Genomic DNA, 19,269 nt, shown 5'->3' with positions numbered 1-19,269 from the left:
GTGCGATCGCCTCCCGTGAGTGCGTGAGGTGGCGATCGCTACCTCACTAGGACCCCACCCTAACCCGGACCTTGCTAAGGGGAGGGGACCGGAGGAGGAGTTAATCTAAGGCAAATCACCATGAGCTTAAAAAACCTACTTTTGCAAGACTGGAATGGGTGGGTTAAAACTCAAACCGCTGCCGATCGCTGGACCAACGCTGCAAGTTGTACCCATTGGTCGCTTCTACTACTAAGACGGGGAGTCCGCCATTGGGTAGATCGGCAATGCCGGTGATCGCTTGAGTGTCAGCGGTGGAGAGTTCACTGTAAATCAGCGCCCCTTGGTCATCAAAAATTAAAGTGCGGGTTCGGTAGGCGGAATTGGAGAATCCGGGCGATCGCACTAAGACATCGTTTCGCAGGGTAATCACGGCGTCGGGCCAGTTGTTGCCGGTGAGGTCCGTGGATTGGACGAACCATCCGCCCAGTTGGGTGAGGATATGTTCCTGGGAGGGAACTGCGCCCTGGGGGACTTGTCCAGCGGTTTGCAACTCCTGCCACAAGGAAGGAAGTAGCATCTCCACCCATTCAGGATCATCCCGTTGCAATTGTTTGAGGGTTTGGGGTGTGGGCGATCGCCATGAAAGGGCCCCTGCCGTCAAACTCAAGGGTTTAGACACGCCTGAACCAATTTCTGGGGTGGGAATGGCATCGCTTGTGGTCAGCAGGAGTAAGTTTCCCTCGACTAACCGCAATCCCTTGACGGTCCCTAGGGTGGTTTTTTGCTCGCCATTGGGCATCCAGACACCGATTTGAATCTGAGGGTCGTTGTGTAATCCCAACTCTTTCCACAGATGATTTCCTAGGGCGGATTTGGGGAGATTAATATCGTTGAAGGGGGTCTGTCGCCAGCGACGAGAGTCGTTAAACCCACTCACCTGGACTTGATACCAGACTTGTCCCGATTGCAGTTCTAAGGGTTGGCTGCCTTGGGGGCGAATCCAGTCTTGGGGATTGACTTGGGACAGCATGGAGGCGGTCCCGATGATTTGACTTTTATGGGTTTTGAGTTTTGCGGCGTAGGTACTGGCATTAGCGCGGGCATCGAGCAAATTATAAATGCGATCGCGCAGTTGGGCAGTGTTTTGGGTTTGTTCTTCCAACCAGGCAACGGCTTCGCTGTCATTGTAGCGGGCGGCTAAGACCAATGCCCCCCATGCTTTGGCATCGGATTGGCCGGGATTGACTTGGACTGCGGTTTCGATGCGATTCCACAAGGCAACTTTTTCATCGGTAAGTAAGCTTCCCATATCATCCCCGAGTTTAAGCTGTAACTCATACACCTCAAGGGCTTTTTTCCAGTTGCCATCGATCAAGGCGGTGAGGATGTGCTGGGGGGCTTCCATCCCGGTGGCGTTGGCTTGGGTTTGGGTAATTTGGGCATGATACCGGAGCACATCCAGTTGGGCTTGGGCGGATTGGGGCCAGCTTGAACCGGAACTGTCTTGTTTGAGGGAGGCCATTAATTCCCAGGAGGCAGACCATAAGCCACTTCTGGCTAGGAGGAGGGCATCTCGGTAGGCGCGGGAAGTGAGGACGGGTTCGACGAGGGAGATTTCCTCTAGGCGGATGGGGTTGAGGAAAAATTGGACGGGTTTGATTTGATAGGTTTGGAACTGGGGTTCCATGCCGATGGTGCGATCGATGACCAGTTCCGGGTCCTCGCCTCCGCTGATTTCCTGCCATTCGGGGAGATGACCTTCGGGACTCACCCAGTCGGCCATTTCGCTGAGGTGAAAGGTTTCGGGGTTGTAGTGAATGATTTTCCCGTAGGCGATTTTGCGGTTGCCGACGCTGCGATCGCTGTGTAAGTTAAACCAATTTCCCAGTTCTGGGGCGTTTTCAAACGGGTCTAAGCGGGTCAGGGGTTGAGGGCCGACGCTGAAGGTGGCGGCTTCGCTGTCGGTTAAGGTGGGAACGAGGGCGGATTGGTCGGGTCCGGTGACTTCTAGCTTGTTGAGGAGTTGATAGTAAGGCTGGGGGTCACTGGGATTGTCGGGATTAAAGACGGGGCGATAAACCCGGAGTTCGGCAAGGGCTTGACAACCGGAGGCATTGGCTTCTGGAGTCCCGGAACAGGGGATTTCCGTCATCACCGGCATCAGCAGTTGCTGTTGGGCTTTGGAGGGGGTCGGGTTTGAGGTTTGGGGTGGGGAATCGAGAGAGAGGGTGGATGCAGGAATGAGTCCGGTTTCTCGAATTTGGTCGGTGATTGCCTGGAGGGTTTGGGGGGCTTCTTTGTTGGCGATCGGGACTTGGGAGGCGGCAGGTAACCAGGGTTGTACCCAGTTGATGGAGGCGGGATCAACAATCAGGCGAATGCTTAACCATGCGCCGCAAAAGAATAAGGTGGTACTGCCGGTGATGGCGGCGATCGCACTCAATCCATTGCCAGGTTTGGGATCAGGCGGGCGATCGCCCTTCCGGGTTCGAGAGACTGGGGGCGTTTTCCGAGGCGGCGACACCCGATCGCGAGAGGGTCGCGTTCGCGATTTCCCAGCAGGCGATGCAGGCACTGGTTTGCGCGATGGCCGGTTCGCAGTGGCCGGACTCAGAGGTGCTCGCTTGCGAATAGGGTTGTTCATCCGAGATATCAAAGGTAAGGGGGATAGGTTTCTAGGACGCTGGATCGACCCAATCTGAATTGAATGTGTTGCTATCCTATCAGGATTTACGGGCGGATAACTCGCTTAATAAGCTGGAGTAGCGACTTCCGGCCACGTCCCAGGTATAGTCCTGTTCCACGAGTCGTCGGGCATTCACGGATAATTGGTCTCGCAGACGGCGGTCTTCAAATAAACGCCCGATTTCAGCCACATACGCGGTGACTTCGTTGGCCCGTAATGCGCGTAAGGGGACGTTGGGTCCCTCTACTGTTAATCCTTCTAATCCGCGATCGCTGGCAACCACGGGGGTTCCAGCGGCCATTGCCTCTAGGGTTTTATTTTTAATTCCATATCCGGTTCGCATCGGAATCACGCAAACCGTCGCTTGGTGCAAATATTCGGCGATCGAAGGGACCTGACCTGTGACGGTCACTCCGGACTGGTTTGCCAGTTCCTGGACTTGGGGTACGGGTCGGGACCCCACTAGGGCTAGGGTGGCATCGGGATACCGCAAGCGGACTAAGGGAAAGACCTCTAAGGCTAAAAATCTGACGGCATCAATATTGGCTAAAATATCCATCGCCCCCACAAAGACGAGGCGATGTCCCCCGGGATCGACATCGCGAACGGGAAACATCTCTAAATCCACGCCATTGGGGATGACGGAAATGTTGGCATCGGGATTTAAGTCTTTGATTTGCTGTTGGTCATCTTCGGTGGTGACGATAATCCCAGAGAATTTAGAACAGTAGCGTTGTTCATACTTCTGCAAAAGGGGCAATTGCAGGCGATCGCGTAGGGTATTTTCTGAGGTGTTGGTTTCTAAGAGTTGCCGACAGGTCCCGTACACGGAACTGTGGATATCTACGACACTGGCGATCGCCTCGGACCACTCGGGACGGACATAAATCTCGTTAACACTATGCTCGCAGGTGATCGCAAATTCTGAGTTCTCCCCTTTAGCCATCACCGATTCTACATAATCATCCACCCAATGCTGCATTTTTGCCGAGTACCGTGACAGGACGTTAGGCGGTGTTCCTTGAGTTAGAAATTTGGCGAAGCGCTTCACTTTTCCTAAGCTGCCTTGTCCTACACCTGCACCCGGAGGAGGGAAAATCACCACATCTTGCACCCAGTCCCGTAACCGTTCTACTTCCGCATCGGTGACGGAGGGCGATCGCTGGGTCACTAAACTGACATGATGGTGCTGACTCAGATATTTCATTAAGTTAAAGGTCCTCACATGGGTTCCCCCCAGTGTGGGTGGATAGGGAAAGGTGCAAGATATCATTAAAATTTTCATACAATCATCAACCCTTAATCCGGTAAACTACTATAATAATCAAACGATAACATGGGTTATTCTCGATCCTCCTTTGATCTGGTTTCTTCTCCAATCGGGCGCTCTCTGCCGGTCATGGAACTGCATCGGCATCAAACCCATTGGTTTGCTCTATCGAGTCTAAATCATTCCGGTTGGGAGATGTCCCGAATCACCCTGAATATTCTCCCTAAAAAGACTCTTCCAGAATTATTCCACTGATTAAGCCTCCTTATCCTACTCCGGGGGTACTTCAAGGGGAAGACCACCAGGTTTCTTGACAAAACCTATAGCAATCCCCAACAAATCCAGGAGGAAAAACCGGTTTCTTATCCCTTATATCGAATCCTCTCCAACTGAACTAAGCCAATAAATTTATTTCCATTTCTCTATTTCTCTACAAAATTGGCAGTTTTAAATGCGGATTACGCAGTGAATCCTCCATCAATTACTAATTCTGCTCCGGTTACAAATTGGGATTCATCCGAGGCTAAATATAGAATAGCTAAAGCAATTTCTTCGGGTTTTGCAAACCGTTTCAAAGGGGTATTTTCAGCTAATTTATTCCATAATTCCGCTTCTGTTCCCGCTTGTTCTTTCCAGATTTCCCACCCTTCCATACTCGACCACATCGGTGTCATCACGCCACCGGGTAGCACGGTATTCACCCGAATCCGGGGCTCAGTTTGAGCAGCTTCTAATGCGGCACATTTGGAAAATAAACGCACTCCGGCTTTGCTGGTAGAATAGGCTGAGGCACCGGGGGCGGCTTTAAATCCAGAGGCCGAGGAAACATTAATAATGCTGCCACCCTTGCCTCGCTTCATGCCGATTATCCCATATTTTGTCCCCAAAAATACACCATCTAAATTCACGGACATCACTTGCCGCCATTGGGCTAAGTTCATGTCAGTAATAGATTGGGCAACTGAGATTCCTGCATTATTCACTAAAATATCCAGTTGACCCCATTCAGTTAATACCAACTCTATCCCTTTTTGCCACTGATTTTCATCGGTAACATCCAGTTGAAACGACAGGGTTGAATATCCTTTTTTTCGCATTTCTACAGCAGTTTTATGGGCTTTTTCTCCATCAATATCGGTCACGGCAACCCTTGCACCTTCTGCTGCCAAGGCGATCGCTGTTGCCCGCCCAATTCCCGAACCCCCACCTGTCACCCAGGCCGCTTTTCCCGCAACTCTACCCATATTTTGGTTGTTTGTCATTGGTTGTTTGTCATTGGTTGTTTGTCAAGGGTAAGCAGAGGGATAATGGATGATGGGAGAGGATAACGACACTTGTCGCTAGTACAAACATTTCCCCCGTCTCCCCAATTTACCCCATCTCCATTCAGGGTTCCAGAGGGCCATGTCCCCCCGGGGGCGATCGCCAACACAATTCTCGCAGTCGTCTAGGTCTCCCTGCAATTTAAACTGTTATAAGAGGTTTTGTCCTTATTGTCGTTGCCAATCCAGTTAGGGGGAGCACATGGAAGTGCAGGAGCTCAAGTTTCTGCTAGATTTACTAGGGTTTCCCGATTATCGGGCCGCCATCACACAGATTAAACCGAATCCGAAAACTAAGGCGACGGAACGCGATGGCATCTGTCGTACACTCGCCGATCGCCAGTTAGTCGGATATGCCGAGGAGATTTTGACATTTTCGATTTCTCCGGCAGGCAAATCTTTGCTGCAACTCGATCCAACCCGCTTGCCGATCGCCGAGGCAGAAGTGGCTATCCTGACTGCTTGTGCTGAGTCTACCATCACTCCGGCACAAACAAAGCTAGAGGCGGCAACCCGGCAATCTGTTATTCAAGGGTTAGCAGAAAAAGGGTTAATTAAGGCGGAAAAAATCCAAATTACCGAGGTCTGGTTAACAGCCCGAGGACAGGAATACCTCCGGGAAGAGTACAATCCCAGTGGAACGTTACCTGTCGTTAGTTTGGATATGCTGACGAATTATTTGCGCTTCTTGCGGAAATCTTTGCGATCGCCTGAAGACTCTTTTCCTCCCAATTCATCCCCCGCAACAACAACTCCTTTGCCATCATTGGAGGTGATTAAATCTAAACCGTTATCCGATGATGAGATTGTGCATCTCATTCAGAAGTTAGATCGGGAATTATCAACCGATAACTATTTGCCGATTTTTCATCTGAGGCAAAAGTTACAACCTCCCCTCTCCCGGGAAGAGTTTGATCGCACTCTTTATCGCTTACAACGCACCGATCGCATTGAGTTAAGTTCTTTACAAGAGGCAATGTCTTACAGTCCAGACCAAATCGAGTTGGGAATTCCCCAAGATATCGGCGGTCCCTTGTTTTTTATTATTGTTACTGAATAAATTTAGGGATAGGTAATCAAAGATAACAAAGGACAAACCGCCCACTAATCACCAACGACCAATGACCAACGACCAATGACCAATGACCAATGACCAATGACAACTTACCCAAAGGTACTCTGATGGCAACACTCGAACAAATCATTCAGCGAGAACCGAATCCTTTTGATGCGGAAACCTTTTGGTCCGGCAATTTTTGGCAGGAAAAACAAAATCCGGTGTTTACGGTTGATTCGATTCACCAAGAGGCGATCGGCCAAATCGAAACCTTACTCAATCAGGTGGCAGAGGACCATCGCACTCGGACCGTTTTATTAGAAGGAGAAACAGGGTCCGGTAAGTCCTATTTATTAGGCCGAATCAAGCGGATTCTCAATCGTAAAGCCTTTTTTGTTTATATCGAACCCTTTACCGCCAGTGACTATATTTGGCGGCATATTCTCCGCTACACGGTGGATAGTTTGCTGGAAGTTCCCGAGGGAGAACAAGATTCTCAATTAATTTTGTGGTTAAAAGGATTATCGGAATTTGAACATCGCAGTCTCATGGATATGATTCGCGGCGATCGCCAGGTTTTTATCCGCAATCTCAGAGATAACTATCCCACAGGAATCTATAATGCCAATGAGTTCTTCGGCGTCCTCTATGACTTAACCAATCCTAAATTTTCTAGCATTGCCTGCGAGTGGTTACGCGGCGATGATTTAGACGAAGAAAGTCTCAAACTCCTCCGGGTGCAACATTCCATCGATAGCGAAGATGCCGCCCAAAAAATTCTAGCAAATTTTGGCCGAATTTCTGCTGAAACTCTGCCAATTGTCTTATGTTTTGACCAATTAGATAATATTGCCCGATTAGCCGATTGGTCCATTGATTTGCCCAGTTTATTTGGGGTAAATTCAGTGATTCATAACCAAAAATTAAAGAATTTTCTAGTAATGATTAGCATCATTACCGATACTTGGAAACAAAATGCCTTTCGCATCCAAGCAACGGATAGGGACCGACTCGATGCGATTGTTCAACTCAAACAAATTAGTCTCTATCAAGGGGAGGCAATTTGGGCGAGTCGCTTGTCCATTTTGCATCGTCAATCCGCCACCCAACCCCCGTCTAATTTGTATCCCCTCACCCGAGAAAAGTTGGAGGATAAGTTTCCTGGGGGGAAAACTCGTCCCAGAAATGTCCTGATGTTGGGACGACAGTTATTGCAGGACCACAAGTTAGAATTAATGCGCGATCGCCTGGAATATATTGAGGTAGAATATACCCAGGTTTTGGATTCACAACCCTCCCATTCCTCCGAACCGGCGACCAATGTTCCCGGGGTCAAAAGTTTACCTCCAACCGCTGAACCCAAAGCAGATTTGCTGGCAGCTTTCAAGTTGTTATGGTTGCGGAAATTTACGCAAACTCAGGAGAGAATTTCCCGGATCCGACAGTTCTCTTCCCCGGAATTAATCGCCATGTTAGGGGAAGCATTAGAAGCATTATCCGTCCCAGATGTTAAGCTTCGCCTCTTGGATAGTCGGACTTATAGTAGTTATTCCCTCAGTTATCAATTCCCGGGAACTTCAGAAACCGTTGGGGTGGCATGGAGTGAAGATGCCAATTTGACGAAGTTTTGCAATTTTATGAAAGTCTGCCAAGAGGCGATCGCCGCGAAACAATGCCACAGTTTGCACCTAATCCGCGAAGAAAGTATCGGCAATCCTAACAATACCGGATACAAAATATATACCGATATTTACCGGAAATCTCGTCATCATCATCTCAAACCAGACTTACTCTCGGTTCATTATTTGGTTACCTATCACAGCTTAGTCAATGATGCCTGTGGCGGAGATTTAATTGTCGGCGATGCTACCCCAAATTTAACCGAATTGCAAACCCTGATTCGGGAATCCAAAATTTTGCAATACTGTCCCCTGTTGCAAGAATTAGAACTGGTTCCCAGTCTCCCCATTGGCGAAGCAACTCGGGAATTGTGGCAACCTGTGGAGGATTTTCTGTTAAATCGGGCTATCAATCAACAATGTATGGCCCGTCAACGGTTATCTCAAGAAGCGATTTTGCAATTTTCCCATATTAACGAATCCCAAGTTCATCATTTAATTGAACATCTTTGCGAAAATCATCCGGAAGTTGCCATTCTCAATCCTGATGCCAAACTAGAAGATCAGTTAGTCTATTTGGTCAACTCTTCGCGATAACTCCAATTGCGATCGCCTAGAGAATTGCGATCGCCTCTGGACGGAATTGCACCCCTATTACAACCTGTATTCTCTCACTGAGGAGTCCGCCGTGGCATCTATTGACCGCATTATTCAAGAATCCGTTAATCCCTTTGATTCCACCACCTTTAGACCCGGGAATTTTTGGCAAGAAGACCAAAATTCGGCCTTTACCGTCGATTCCATTCATCAAGAAGTCTTAACGGAAATTACCTCCGTCGTCCATACCGTCACCCAAGACCATCGAACCCGCACAATTCTCCTCTCGGGAGATTCCGGTTCCGGAAAAAGTTATCTATTAGGACGGATTAAAAGTACCCTCAATTCCCAAGCATTTTTTGCCTATATTGGACCTTGGCCTGAAAGCGAATTTATTTGGCGGCATACCCTCCGCAATACCGTCGATAGTTTGATGTATGTTCCCCAGGGTCAAACCGAATCCCAACTGTTACTCTGGCTAAAAGAATTAGCCGCCTTTCAAGATAGAACGCTGATGAAACGGGTATTCGGAGAACGACAACTGTTTATCCATAAATTAAAAGGAACCTATCCTGCCGGAATCTATAACGCCAATGAGTTCTTTGGCGTTCTCTATGACTTAACCAATCCTAAATTATATCCCCTCGCTTGTGAGTGGCTGAAAGGGGATGATTTAGATGAATCCAGTTTAAAACTGTTGCGGGTTAAACGGTCCATTGATACAGAAAATGCCGCCCAGCAAATTTTATCAAATTTTGGAAAAATTGCCTCCGCAACTCAGCCGATTGTCTTATGTTTTGATAACTTAGATAATATTGACCGAGGGATAGATGGATTAATTAATTTACAGGCGTTATTTAATGTTAATTCCATTATTCACAACCAAAAACTCAAAAACTTTGTTATTATTATTAGTATTATCACCAATACCTGGCAGCAAAACTATAAACGGATTCAACCGGCAGATTTAGCCCGAATTGATACAAAAATCCGCCTGAGTGCGATCGACCTCAATCAAGCTGCCGGATTGTTAGCCATGGGATTGTATTCCTTACACCAATTAGCCGAAACTCTCCCCCTATCCCCCATCTATCCCATCACCGAACCAGATTTAGCGGCCAAATTTCCCGGGGGGAAAACCTTGCCTCGGTTTGCACTCCTCCTGGGAAGACAACTGTTTCAAGAGGCCAAACAACAGCCAGGAACTAGGACCGAATCGGTCATCTCACCTTCAATAAACGAAGTAACTGCCGCCTTTCACCTCGTCTGGGTGAAAGAATTTAATAAAACCCAGGATAAAATCACCCGCCTGCGTCAATTTTCTGCCCCAGAACTGATGCAAATGGTGCGAGAAGCCCTTGAAGCCTTAAATGTGAGTGGCATTCAACAAAAACTCTTACCCAGTCCAACCTACGCCAGTTATTCCCTCAGCTATCATCTGCCAGCGCAACTGGGAAGAATAGGGATTGTTTGGACAGAAGACCCCAATCTAGTCAGCTTTTATCATATCATGAAAGCCTGCGAAAAAGCCCTGACGATGCAACGCTGCAAAACCCTCTATTTAATTCGCGGTGAACGCTTAGGAACGCGCAAAAACCTGGGGAATAAACTTTACTCCCAAATTTTTACCGGACATCCCCATCGCCACATTTTGCCGGATATGGTATCGGTCCATTATTTAGTCACTTATCATAGCTTAGTCAACGCCGCTTGTGCTGGTGAATTAGTCGTGGGAAGTCTCACCCCGAACTTAAAAGAATTACAAGAAATGATTCGCCAAGCTCAAATTTTAGAAGAATGTCCGGTATTACAAACCTTGGGCGTATTTGCTGGATATACCCGCATTATAGGAGTCAGCGATAATAAACCGAAACAACTTGGACCCGCAGGCGATCGCAGTAAAGCCTTAAAGAAAGCCAAAGAGTATTTACTCGCCTTAGTTCGTACCCAGCAAATCATGGGCCAAACCGTCTTGATTCAAAATACCTTAGACCAATTTACCGATGTCCAAGAGTATCAAGTTAAAGAGTTAATCTTTCAGCTTTGCACAGAAAATAAGCTGTTTATTTTAGATGAAAAAATCCCCGAATCAGCCCAGTTAGTTTGTGTGTTAGAAGCCTTTGGCAACAAGGTTAGAAAATAGACAGAGTGGCAGGTTTGAAACTGCCACTCTTCTAAAAAATTACAGAGTCAGGATATTCTTACCTTTGCCAACCATCAATCAGTTTAATCATTGTTTTATCACCCAATCCCTTAATTCTGGTAACCACATCTTCAAAATTGATGAAGGGTTCAAAGGGTGTTTTATTTCGCTCATCCTCTATATTCTTGATGATATTTTGCTTGACTCCAGCATTTTTCAACTGCGAATCCAGTTGGGGTGAAGGCAACTCTAAGTTATTCAGAGATTCTAGTAATGGAGCAGGTTTGGGGTTCCGGTTTTCAATATCTTTTAACCTTTCCTCTAACTTTTGACTTAACGTCTCTTCCATTCTTTGGAGATTCTGAGAATACTCAGCTTTTAATTCATTGAGTCGGGTTTCCAGCCGAACTTCAATATTAATGAATCTGGCTTCTACATCCGATTGAATTGGCGTCTGAACGGATAAATCTTTAACATCTTGCTGATTAGATTCAATGGGTACTTGAGCCGGTGAATTTTGAACACCTTGATTTGTATTAGATTCTGCAAAACTCTTCAATAACTCAGTTTGCTTGAGTATGATTTCTTCATGTTTTGGTGAAATCACAAAAGCATTAACCATTTCCCCTTTACGAGGATTTTTTTCTTTTGCTCTAACAGCAGCGTAGTATTCTAAATGTCCATCAACTACGGTATAGCTTTCGGGTCCCGTTCTTTTTAAAACTACAGGTTTTAAAAGTCCTTCACACTCTAAAATTAGGTCGGAAAGACTATTCAACACTGTTTCAGATAAAGTGGAACGAGATACGGTTGAATTGATACTTTTAACATCTACTAGGGAAAAAGAAATCATCGGTTTATTCCTGTTTTTGTTAAAACTTCCATCGCTAAGGCTTCAAATTCTCCCGATGATAAAGAATCGGGATCATACTCTAATATTGATTTGGGTTCTGGTATTTCTTCCCCCAGCGGGCTGGTATTGGTATGATTAGTGCATTGAGAAAGAATGGTTCTTTCGTAAATAATTGTATCCATTAAGGGCAGGCCATATCGACCCGGAATTACACTCTTTTGTTTGGGGAAAGTATATTGCAAAAATTTCGCGTTGGTTGCAATTTTAGAAGGTAAGACGCCTAAAAGATTAAGGGGTCCTTTTCCAATCATCTCTCGAAATTCATTCACTTGGCTGATAAACTGCGTAACACTGGGTAACCCTTGGTTAGCAAAAGGTTTCAAATCAGACGGAATAATCAGATGATCCGCAGCAATCAATGCTACTTCTGCATATAAATCCCGCGAGGGCGGGGTATCTATAATTACAAAATCATATTCTTTTTCTACTCGGCTTAACTTGGTAACCAACCGAGTTTTACTTGCGCCGATTTGATTCAATTTATACTGCCCTTCAATGAGGGTAATATGAGAAGGAATTACATCAATTTCTGGATTATTAAAATAATCAGATTTTCGAGCAACATCTGATACAAAAGAAAAGTCGCCAGATTCCAAAAGATGATAAACATTATTCTCTCTTAAATTGTCATCTTCTTCAAATATGAATTTAAGTAATCCTGTGGCAAAAGTTGAATTAGATTGAGCATCTATATCAATTAATAGGACTTTTTTTCCCTTTTTTCTGAGGGCGGCAGCTAAGTTGACTGCAACCGTCGTTTTTCCGACGCCGCCTTTGTTATGATAAACAGCAATTACTTTCAATGTAGATTTCCTCTTATTATTAGAAATTTGCTCAACAACGGGTTCGGGAAGGGGTGGAGTCGGAGGAAATAGTTCCTCTGGAAATGGGATGGAAAAAGGGATTGTTTCCGATGCTTGTTCAGAAATTGACTCGTCCCTAATTTGAGGGAGATTAGAGTCTGTATCCGGTGAATCTAGGGTTTGTCTATGGTTACTGCTCTCTTTCCCAATTAAGGCATTTATTTCTTCAATGTTTGCCTCAATTTCTTGTCCCAAACACTGAAAGGCTAACTCAATTTCCTCCCCCACTCGTTCATAAATCCGCATTTCCTTGCCATTCGTGAGGACTCCATATTTAACCTGTAGTTTCGTTAAATAGCGCTTAAACTTTCTCAGGTGTTTGTCTAGATTTTGTTTGGGACTTTTGGCCTCCATTACGACACTCAGGGGAGAATTGGCATCGAGGACGAAGGGAACGGCTTGGATGGCGAAGGCTAAGAAATCTAACCGAATGCTACTAAAGGCAACTTCTTGATGCCAACTGTCGGGGGTATAGCCTAATGCTGGCAACAAGTAACTGACGATTAGTTTGCTCTCGACTTCGCTCTCGTTTCGGCAAAGGTCTGGATGGAAACTCAAGGTTTTTACCCGGATAATCCGGTGCCTTACGGAATCGTTTTATATCTTACCGGATTCTAGGGGAAACTCGAACAATATCTTAATATTTCTTAACAATAACCAGGCGCTACCCGCTTAATGGAAAGGGTGCGTTACGCTGATTGTCGCGCACCCGGTACTCATTAACTGTAACTCTTTTCAATTCACCGATCGCCCTTTACTTAGAACCCGAAAAACTCTCTTTCAACTTGGCGATCGCACCTTGGATAAAATTCGGCTGTTTGGATGGAGGACAGACGGCTAATTCGATGGGATCTTCTGCATATTCCTTGCCTTTTAAGCGATACCCATACTCCAAATTTTGTTGATTTTTTCGCAGAATGGGAAACAATCGAAATCCGCCTTCTCGCAACTCTTCCTCGGTGTCAAAAATCGCTTGATTAATCTGACTGCTTCGATTCACCATCAACGAACCCACCGGAAACCAGTTCTTTTTCCCCTGCATCCGCATAAAAATATGAAATTCGGGCATTTCCCCTTTTTTCATTTTCTCATACTTCTGTGCTGCCTCCTCCCGCTTTGCCGTGCCTTTGCCGGTTTTCTTGCGCGGTTGCACTTTCCCAAATCCCTGTTGTGTCGTCACTTTGCCTTCCTCCTGGGTGCTATTTACAAAAGTTTACAGTATTTCTCAGAATTCTGCAATCCCCTTTCAGGATTTTAGATGGCTTCGTTCAGAGGGACCCCACCCTTGCCCCGGATAGGGTCCCTCTGGGTTGCTCACATCGGTTACTCATCCTCCGGTTTAATGACCTTTAACTGGAGGGTTTCGGAAGTTTCAACGGACATCGGAAGGCGATCGCTGACGGCATCTAACTGAGCCCGCATATCCTTCGTCAGAGTCAGCACAAAATCAAAATCAAGCTGTTCCTCCTGCACCAGTTTCGCCAATTCTGAAAACGGCGTTTTATACGTCGATCGCGCATAACTAGAAAATTTAACCCGATGCATTTGTGAAATCCGTTGAGCTTGCATCGCCGATTTGAGGCGATGTTCTACATAACTCAATTCCGACTCCAGTAACGCCACTTCCTGCTTTAATCGTAGATATTCTGCCGCCAGGACCTTGACGTTATCCGTTGCCGGATCGCGCTGAGTCATCCCTTCAATCTCCATCAGACGCCGATGCACATAAGCTAAATAAATCGGGTCGAGGGTGGCATATCGAATTTGATTCTCACTTAGGGGGCGGATTCCCCAGTCACTTTGTTGCTCAGAACTATCGGGACGGGGTAAACCGCACAATTCACAAGCTAAAGTTTTTAGTTGAAAATTGGAGGTTTCCACCATAAACAACGGCAATCTTTTCACCAAAGCTAACGTACAAGTGACATTTTTGGCCTGGTATTTTCCTAAAAACCTGAGATCATAACTGGCATTGTGAAACACCTTTTCAATAGCCGGTTCACTCATGATAGCGTTGATAAACTCTCGGGTTAATTCCGGGCGATCGAGAACATCTAAAAGATAAACTCGGTTCATGAACAGTTCCAGAGAATTGGGGAAATCCCCGGGGAATTCTGGCAAAATCTGAATCAGAGAAAGTCGGGGGTTTTTGGTTTTATAATCCGCCACTTCTGTATCCACCCAGAGACGTTTGACTTGGGTACAGGTGGCGATCGCATCTTTAATATCCGTTGGGTCCGTTAAATAGGGCATCGTCTTTACTCCCGGTGATTATTCTTTATTGAGGTTAAATGTCCAGGTTACCGGGAATTTAACCCCGAGTGAAGGGCAACCCTTCTTAGAAAGAGTGCCCAAGCGGATCTAAGCTATCTTTGAAAGAGTCGCAACTCTTAAAATGCTAAACAATAGAAGGCAAACTCAGTTATGAAAAAAGCGCTAATTTGTGGAATTTCCGGTCAAGATGGAGCCTATCTAGCCCAATTACTCCTCTCCAAGGGCTATACGGTTTGTGGCACCTCCCGAGACGCGCAAATGTCATCCTTTCGCAATTTGACCCGCTTAGGCATTCGCGAACAAGTCAAGTTAGAATCCATGTCCCTAACGGACTTTCGCAGTGTGTTACAAATTTTGACAAAAATTGAACCCGATGAGGTGTACAATCTAGCGGGACAAAGTTCTGTGGGGCTATCCTTCGAGCAACCTGTAGAAACCTTAGAAAGTATTGCCACCGGGACCTTGAACTTATTGGAAGCGATTCGGTTTACGGGAAAAACGATTAAATTTTATAATGCTGGGTCCAGCGAATGTTTTGGAGATACGGGCGATCGCGCGGCAGATGAAACCACCCCGTTTCGGCCCCGCAGTCCCTACGCCGTCGCCAAATCCACCGCCTTTTGGGAAGTGGCAAACTATCGAGAAGCTTACGGATTATTTGCCTGTTCAGGAATTTTGTATAACCATGAGTCCCCCCTGAGACCCGAACGGTTTGTCACCCAAAAAATCATTGCGGCTGCCTGCCGGATTGCCGGGGGGAGTCGCGAAAAAGTCAATCTCGGGAATATTTCCGTACAGCGGGACTGGGGTTACGCGCCAGAATATGTAGAGGCGATGTATTTGATGTTGCAACATCCCGAACCCGATGATTATGTGATTGCCACCGGGGAAACCCATCAGTTAGAGGATTTTGTGGCGATCGCGTTTTCCAGTGTGGGACTGGATTGGCAGGAGTGGGTCAATATTGACACCAGTTTGTATCGACCCACCGATATTGCGATCGGTCGAGGCAATCCAGACAAGGCAAAAGCCAAGCTGGGATGGGAGGCAACCTCGAAAATGCCCGAGGTGGTTAGACAGATGGTGGAGGCAAAAAGGCAAGGGATTTAAGGGATGGCAGCAACACCCCGCCGGTTGTTGCGTTCAAATGTCAGAGTTTTGTAACAGATGGATACTAAATTTGGGACTTTTGCTCCCCCGGAGATTTCCGACAAAAATCGACGTGAAATTTAACATTTCAGACCCAGAAAATTTGACAAAATAACAGTGCCACCAATCTAGCCTCAAGACTTTGTTGTTGAGGCTAGAATCATTATGTAAATTGGAGATGAGATCGTGGCTATTGCCAGTATCAACCCAGTCACGGGAGAAACGATCCAAACTTTTACGCCCCTAACCGATGCCGAAATCCAGGCTAAACTGGAAAAATCGCAACAGGCTTTTGAAAAATATCGGCGGATTCCCCTGGACCAACGGGCGGTATGGATGAATGCTGCCGCAGATATTTTGGAAAAAAATAAAGAGCACTATGGGAAAATCATGACCCTGGAAATGGGCAAAACCCTTGCTTCGGCGATCGCCGAGGCGGAAAAAAGTGCTGTGGGTTGTCGGTACTATGCCCAGAATGCCGCCCAATTCCTGGCCGATCTTCCCGGACAAACCGATGCGAGTACCAGCTTTGTGCGCTACCAACCCCTCGGCCCCGTTTTGGCGGTGATGCCCTGGAATTTTCCATTTTGGCAAGTGTTTCGGTTTGCAGCACCGGCACTGATGGCCGGGAATGTGGGTCTACTTAAACACGCTTCCAATGTACCGCAATGCGCCCTCGCCATTGAAGAGATTTTTACCGAAGCGGGATTTCCCGAGGGAGTGTTCCAAACTTTGTTAATAGGTGCTGACAAAGTAGGGAACGTGATCGCCGATGAGCGCGTCCAGGCTGCGGCTTTGACCGGATCCGAGTTCGCCGGTTCCAGTTTAGCTGAAAAAGCGGGGAAATATATCAAGAAAACTGTCCTAGAATTAGGAGGGAGTGATCCGTTTATTGTAATGAAGAGCGCGGATCTAGAAGTTGCCGCCGCAACGGCGACGAAAGCGCGGATGATTAATAATGGGCAGTCTTGTATCGCAGCAAAACGCTTCATCGTCGAAGAAGCGATCGCCGACGAGTTTGAGCAACGCTTGATTGAGCATTTCAAGGCATTACGGGTGGGAGATCCAATGGATCCGGCAACGGATATTGGGCCTCTAGCCACCCGATCAATCCTAGAGGAATTACACCAACAAGTGTTAGCTTGCGTTGAAAATGGAGCAAAAGCGGCGATTGGGGGCATTCCTTTAATTGATCGTCCCGGAAACTTCTATCCTCCGACATTAATCACCGATATTCCCCGAGGAATACCGGCAGAACGGGAAGAATTTTTTGGCCCCGTGGCCCTATTATTTCGAGTTGCCAATATTGACGAAGCGATCGCCCGGGCGAACGATATTCCCTTTGGTTTGGGTGCTTCGGCTTGGACGAACGAACCCCAAGAATGCGATCGCTTTATCGAAGAACTCGAAGCCGGTGCCGTCTTTATTAATGGCTTAGTCAAATCCGACCCACGCCTACCCTTTGGTGGCATCAAACGGTCTGGATATGGACGCGAATTAAGCATTCAAGGCATTCACGAATTCGTGAACATCAAAAGCGTTTGGGTCAAATAAAACCCAACGGTATCCTGACCGATTTTCATCGGTTCTGCACTCATTGAAACCCTCGGTAATCCCCGAAGGTTCGCACCTTTCCCACCGTCATCAATCCAGCATTTCTCTGAGGTAACACAAGATTATGGGTGAACTTAACACCGCCGAACTATTAGTTCATTGTCTGGAAAATGAAGGCGTGCAATACGTTTTCGGACTTCCTGGAGAAGAAAATCTCGCCGTTTTAAAAGCACTGAGTAACTCTTCTATTCAATTTATTACCACCCGTCACGAACAAGGCGCGGCATTCATGGCTGATGTCTATGGACGTTTGACCGGAAAAGCCGGAGTCTGCCTCTCCACCTTGGGTCCCGGTGCCACCAACCTGATTACAGGAGTCGCCGATGCCAACTTAGATGGTGCTCCTCTGGTTGCCATTACCGGACAAGTTGGGACCGATCGCATGCATATTGAATCCCATCAATATTTAGACTTGGTGGCGATGTTTGAACCCGTCACCAAATGGAACGCCCAAATTGTCCGTCCCAGCATCACCCCAGAAATTGTTCGCAAAGCCTTTAAACGCGCACAAACCGAAAAACCCGGGGCGGTTCATATCGATTTACCGGAAAATATTGCTGCCATGCCGGTTGTCGGTGAACCCTTGAGAAAAGATAAGCAAGAAAAAAGCTATGCCTCTTATCAAGGATTAAATGAAGCCGCTGCCACCATTTCTCGGGCCAATAATCCTCTTATTTTAGTGGGAAATGGAGCAATTCGCGCTCATGCTGGGTCAGTTTTAACTGAATTTGCCACTCGCTTGCATATTCCAGTGACTAATACCTTTATGGGGAAAGGTGTAATTCCCTATACTCATCCCCTTGCCTTATGGACAACGGGATTGCAACAGCGTGATTATATTACCTGTGCATTTGAGCAAACGGATTTGGTCATTGCTGTTGGCTATGATTTGATTGAATATTCCCCGAAAAAATGGAATCCAGACGGGAAGATTCCGATCATTCATATTAATGCAACTCCGGCGGAAATTGATAGTAGTTATATCCCGATTGTCGAAGTAGTTGGGGATATTTCGGACTCCTTGATGGAAATTTTGCATCGCGCCGATCGCCAGAGTAAACCCACCCCCCACGCTTGCGAACTTCGCGCCGATATTCGCGCCGATTATGAACAGTATGCCAATGATGATGGATTTCCCGTCAAACCGCAAAAACTGATTTATGACTTGCGGCAGGTGATGGGACCGGATGATATTGTTATCTCCGATGTGGGTGCTCATAAGATGTGGATTGCCCGTCACTATCATTGCGATCGGCCTAATACTTGTTTAATTTCTAATGGATTTGCTGCTATGGGAATTGCGATTCCTGGCGCATTAGCGGCTAAATTAGTCTATCCCGATCGCAAAGTTGTCGCCGCCACCGGCGATGGCGGATTTATGATGAACTGCCAAGAATTAGAAACCGCCTTGCGCGTCGGGACCCCCTTCGTGACAATCGTTTTTAACGATGGCGGATACGGACTGATTGAGTGGAAACAACAGAACCACTATGGCGAATCGGCTTTCATCAAATTCACCAATCCCGACTTTGTGAAATTTGCAGAAAGTATGGGATTAAAAGGCTATCGAATCGAATCCGCAGCGGATTTAATTCCCACCCTAAAAGAAGCCCTCGCCCAAGATGTTCCAGCAGTGATTGACTGTCCAGTTGACTATAGCGAAAACATCCGCTTTAGTCAAAAATCCGGCGGATTGAACTGCATCATATAAATCAGTATGAGTTAGGGGTTAAGGAATGAGAGAAAACGCGGTACAATTAACCTCTCATCCTTAATTCCT

Annotated in this window: 13 protein-coding genes; 6 read left to right on the top strand and 7 right to left on the bottom strand. The window is 46.7% G+C overall.

The window, feature by feature from the left end:
• Positions 1 to 163: 163 nt before the first annotated feature.
• The 3 genes from J0895_RS22505 to J0895_RS22495 form a co-directional block, all read right to left on the bottom strand.
• Positions 164 to 2,626: a hypothetical protein gene (locus tag J0895_RS22505; protein ID WP_207090229.1), complete on the bottom strand. Its 2,463-nt coding sequence runs from the start codon at positions 2,624 to 2,626 to the stop codon at positions 164 to 166.
• 79 nt (positions 2,627 to 2,705) lie between these two features.
• On the bottom strand, positions 2,706 to 3,953 hold the full coding sequence (locus J0895_RS22500; protein ID WP_207090228.1) for a glycosyltransferase family 4 protein: 1,248 nt from the start codon (positions 3,951 to 3,953) through the stop codon (positions 2,706 to 2,708).
• A gap of 443 nt (positions 3,954 to 4,396) precedes the next feature.
• A complete protein-coding gene (locus tag J0895_RS22495; RefSeq protein WP_207090227.1) occupies positions 4,397 to 5,200 on the bottom strand; it encodes an SDR family NAD(P)-dependent oxidoreductase in 804 nt (267 codons plus the stop codon).
• A 262-nt stretch (positions 5,201 to 5,462) separates the two neighbouring features.
• On the opposite strand from J0895_RS22495, the gene J0895_RS22490 reads away from it, so the two are divergent.
• The 3 genes from J0895_RS22490 (at position 5,463) to J0895_RS22480 (ending at position 10,676) form a co-directional block, all read left to right on the top strand.
• The gene (locus J0895_RS22490) at positions 5,463 to 6,320 is read left to right on the top strand and encodes a hypothetical protein (protein ID WP_207090226.1); all 858 of its coding nucleotides are present in this window, start codon (positions 5,463 to 5,465) and stop codon (positions 6,318 to 6,320) included.
• Positions 6,321 to 6,409: 89 nt separating this feature from the next.
• Entirely contained in the window at positions 6,410 to 8,533 is a 2,124-nt protein-coding gene (locus J0895_RS22485; protein WP_207090225.1) for an ATP-binding protein, read from the top strand.
• 91 nt (positions 8,534 to 8,624) lie between these two features.
• Positions 8,625 to 10,676: an AAA family ATPase gene (locus J0895_RS22480; RefSeq protein ID WP_207090224.1), complete on the top strand. Its 2,052-nt coding sequence runs from the start codon at positions 8,625 to 8,627 to the stop codon at positions 10,674 to 10,676.
• A gap of 58 nt (positions 10,677 to 10,734) precedes the next feature.
• On the opposite strand, the gene J0895_RS22475 is transcribed toward J0895_RS22480, so the two are convergent.
• From J0895_RS22475 to J0895_RS22460, 4 genes are all read right to left on the bottom strand, one after another.
• Positions 10,735 to 11,529: a hypothetical protein gene (locus J0895_RS22475; RefSeq protein WP_207090223.1), complete on the bottom strand. Its 795-nt coding sequence runs from the start codon at positions 11,527 to 11,529 to the stop codon at positions 10,735 to 10,737.
• A complete protein-coding gene (locus J0895_RS22470) occupies positions 11,526 to 13,010 on the bottom strand; it encodes an AAA family ATPase (RefSeq protein ID WP_207090222.1) in 1,485 nt (494 codons plus the stop codon). The genes J0895_RS22475 and J0895_RS22470 overlap by 4 nt, the downstream gene beginning before the upstream one ends.
• A gap of 196 nt (positions 13,011 to 13,206) precedes the next feature.
• Positions 13,207 to 13,632, bottom strand: coding sequence for an HHL1-like protein (locus J0895_RS22465; protein WP_207090221.1), 426 nt, complete (start codon positions 13,630 to 13,632; stop codon positions 13,207 to 13,209).
• A gap of 143 nt (positions 13,633 to 13,775) precedes the next feature.
• Positions 13,776 to 14,705 carry a ribonuclease D gene (locus J0895_RS22460; RefSeq protein ID WP_207090220.1) on the bottom strand — a complete coding sequence of 310 codons (930 nt, stop codon included), beginning with the start codon at positions 14,703 to 14,705 and terminating at the stop codon, positions 13,776 to 13,778.
• Between the two features lie 171 nt (positions 14,706 to 14,876).
• Here J0895_RS22460 and J0895_RS22455 point away from each other — a divergent pair, with 171 nt between their 5' ends.
• From J0895_RS22455 to J0895_RS22445, 3 genes are all read left to right on the top strand, one after another.
• Positions 14,877 to 15,836 (top strand): GDP-mannose 4,6-dehydratase, encoded by a 960-nt coding sequence (locus J0895_RS22455; protein WP_207090219.1) that lies wholly within the window; start codon positions 14,877 to 14,879, stop codon positions 15,834 to 15,836.
• A 225-nt stretch (positions 15,837 to 16,061) separates the two neighbouring features.
• On the top strand, positions 16,062 to 17,429 hold the full coding sequence (locus J0895_RS22450) for an aldehyde dehydrogenase family protein (protein WP_207090218.1): 1,368 nt from the start codon (positions 16,062 to 16,064) through the stop codon (positions 17,427 to 17,429).
• A 124-nt stretch (positions 17,430 to 17,553) separates the two neighbouring features.
• Positions 17,554 to 19,200: an acetolactate synthase large subunit gene (locus tag J0895_RS22445; RefSeq protein ID WP_207090217.1), complete on the top strand. Its 1,647-nt coding sequence runs from the start codon at positions 17,554 to 17,556 to the stop codon at positions 19,198 to 19,200.
• The last annotated feature ends 69 nt before the right edge of the window (positions 19,201 to 19,269 follow it).

This window comes from Phormidium pseudopriestleyi FRX01, assembly GCF_017313335.1.
GTDB classification, from domain to species: Bacteria; Cyanobacteriota; Cyanobacteriia; order Cyanobacteriales; family Laspinemataceae; genus Laspinema; species Laspinema pseudopriestleyi.
This window is presented reverse-complemented; position numbering and strand designations above follow the sequence as displayed.

Bases quoted from the DNA above. Each gene is read 5' to 3' on its own strand.
- J0895_RS22475 (WP_207090223.1), bottom strand. From the start codon at position 11,529: ATGATTTCTTTTTCCCTAGTAGATGTTAAAAGTATCAATTCAACCGTA.
- J0895_RS22495 (WP_207090227.1), bottom strand. From the start codon at position 5,200: ATGACAAACAACCAAAATATGGGTAGAGTTGCGGGAAAAGCGGCCTGG.
- J0895_RS22485 (WP_207090225.1), top strand. From the start codon at position 6,410: ATGACCAATGACAACTTACCCAAAGGTACTCTGATGGCAACACTCGAA.
- J0895_RS22500 (WP_207090228.1), bottom strand. From the start codon at position 3,953: ATGAAAATTTTAATGATATCTTGCACCTTTCCCTATCCACCCACACTG.
- J0895_RS22490 (WP_207090226.1), top strand. From the start codon at position 5,463: ATGGAAGTGCAGGAGCTCAAGTTTCTGCTAGATTTACTAGGGTTTCCC.
- J0895_RS22445 (WP_207090217.1), top strand. From the start codon at position 17,554: ATGGGTGAACTTAACACCGCCGAACTATTAGTTCATTGTCTGGAAAAT.
- J0895_RS22505 (WP_207090229.1), bottom strand. From the start codon at position 2,626: ATGAACAACCCTATTCGCAAGCGAGCACCTCTGAGTCCGGCCACTGCG.
- J0895_RS22455 (WP_207090219.1), top strand. From the start codon at position 14,877: ATGAAAAAAGCGCTAATTTGTGGAATTTCCGGTCAAGATGGAGCCTAT.
- J0895_RS22460 (WP_207090220.1), bottom strand. From the start codon at position 14,705: ATGCCCTATTTAACGGACCCAACGGATATTAAAGATGCGATCGCCACC.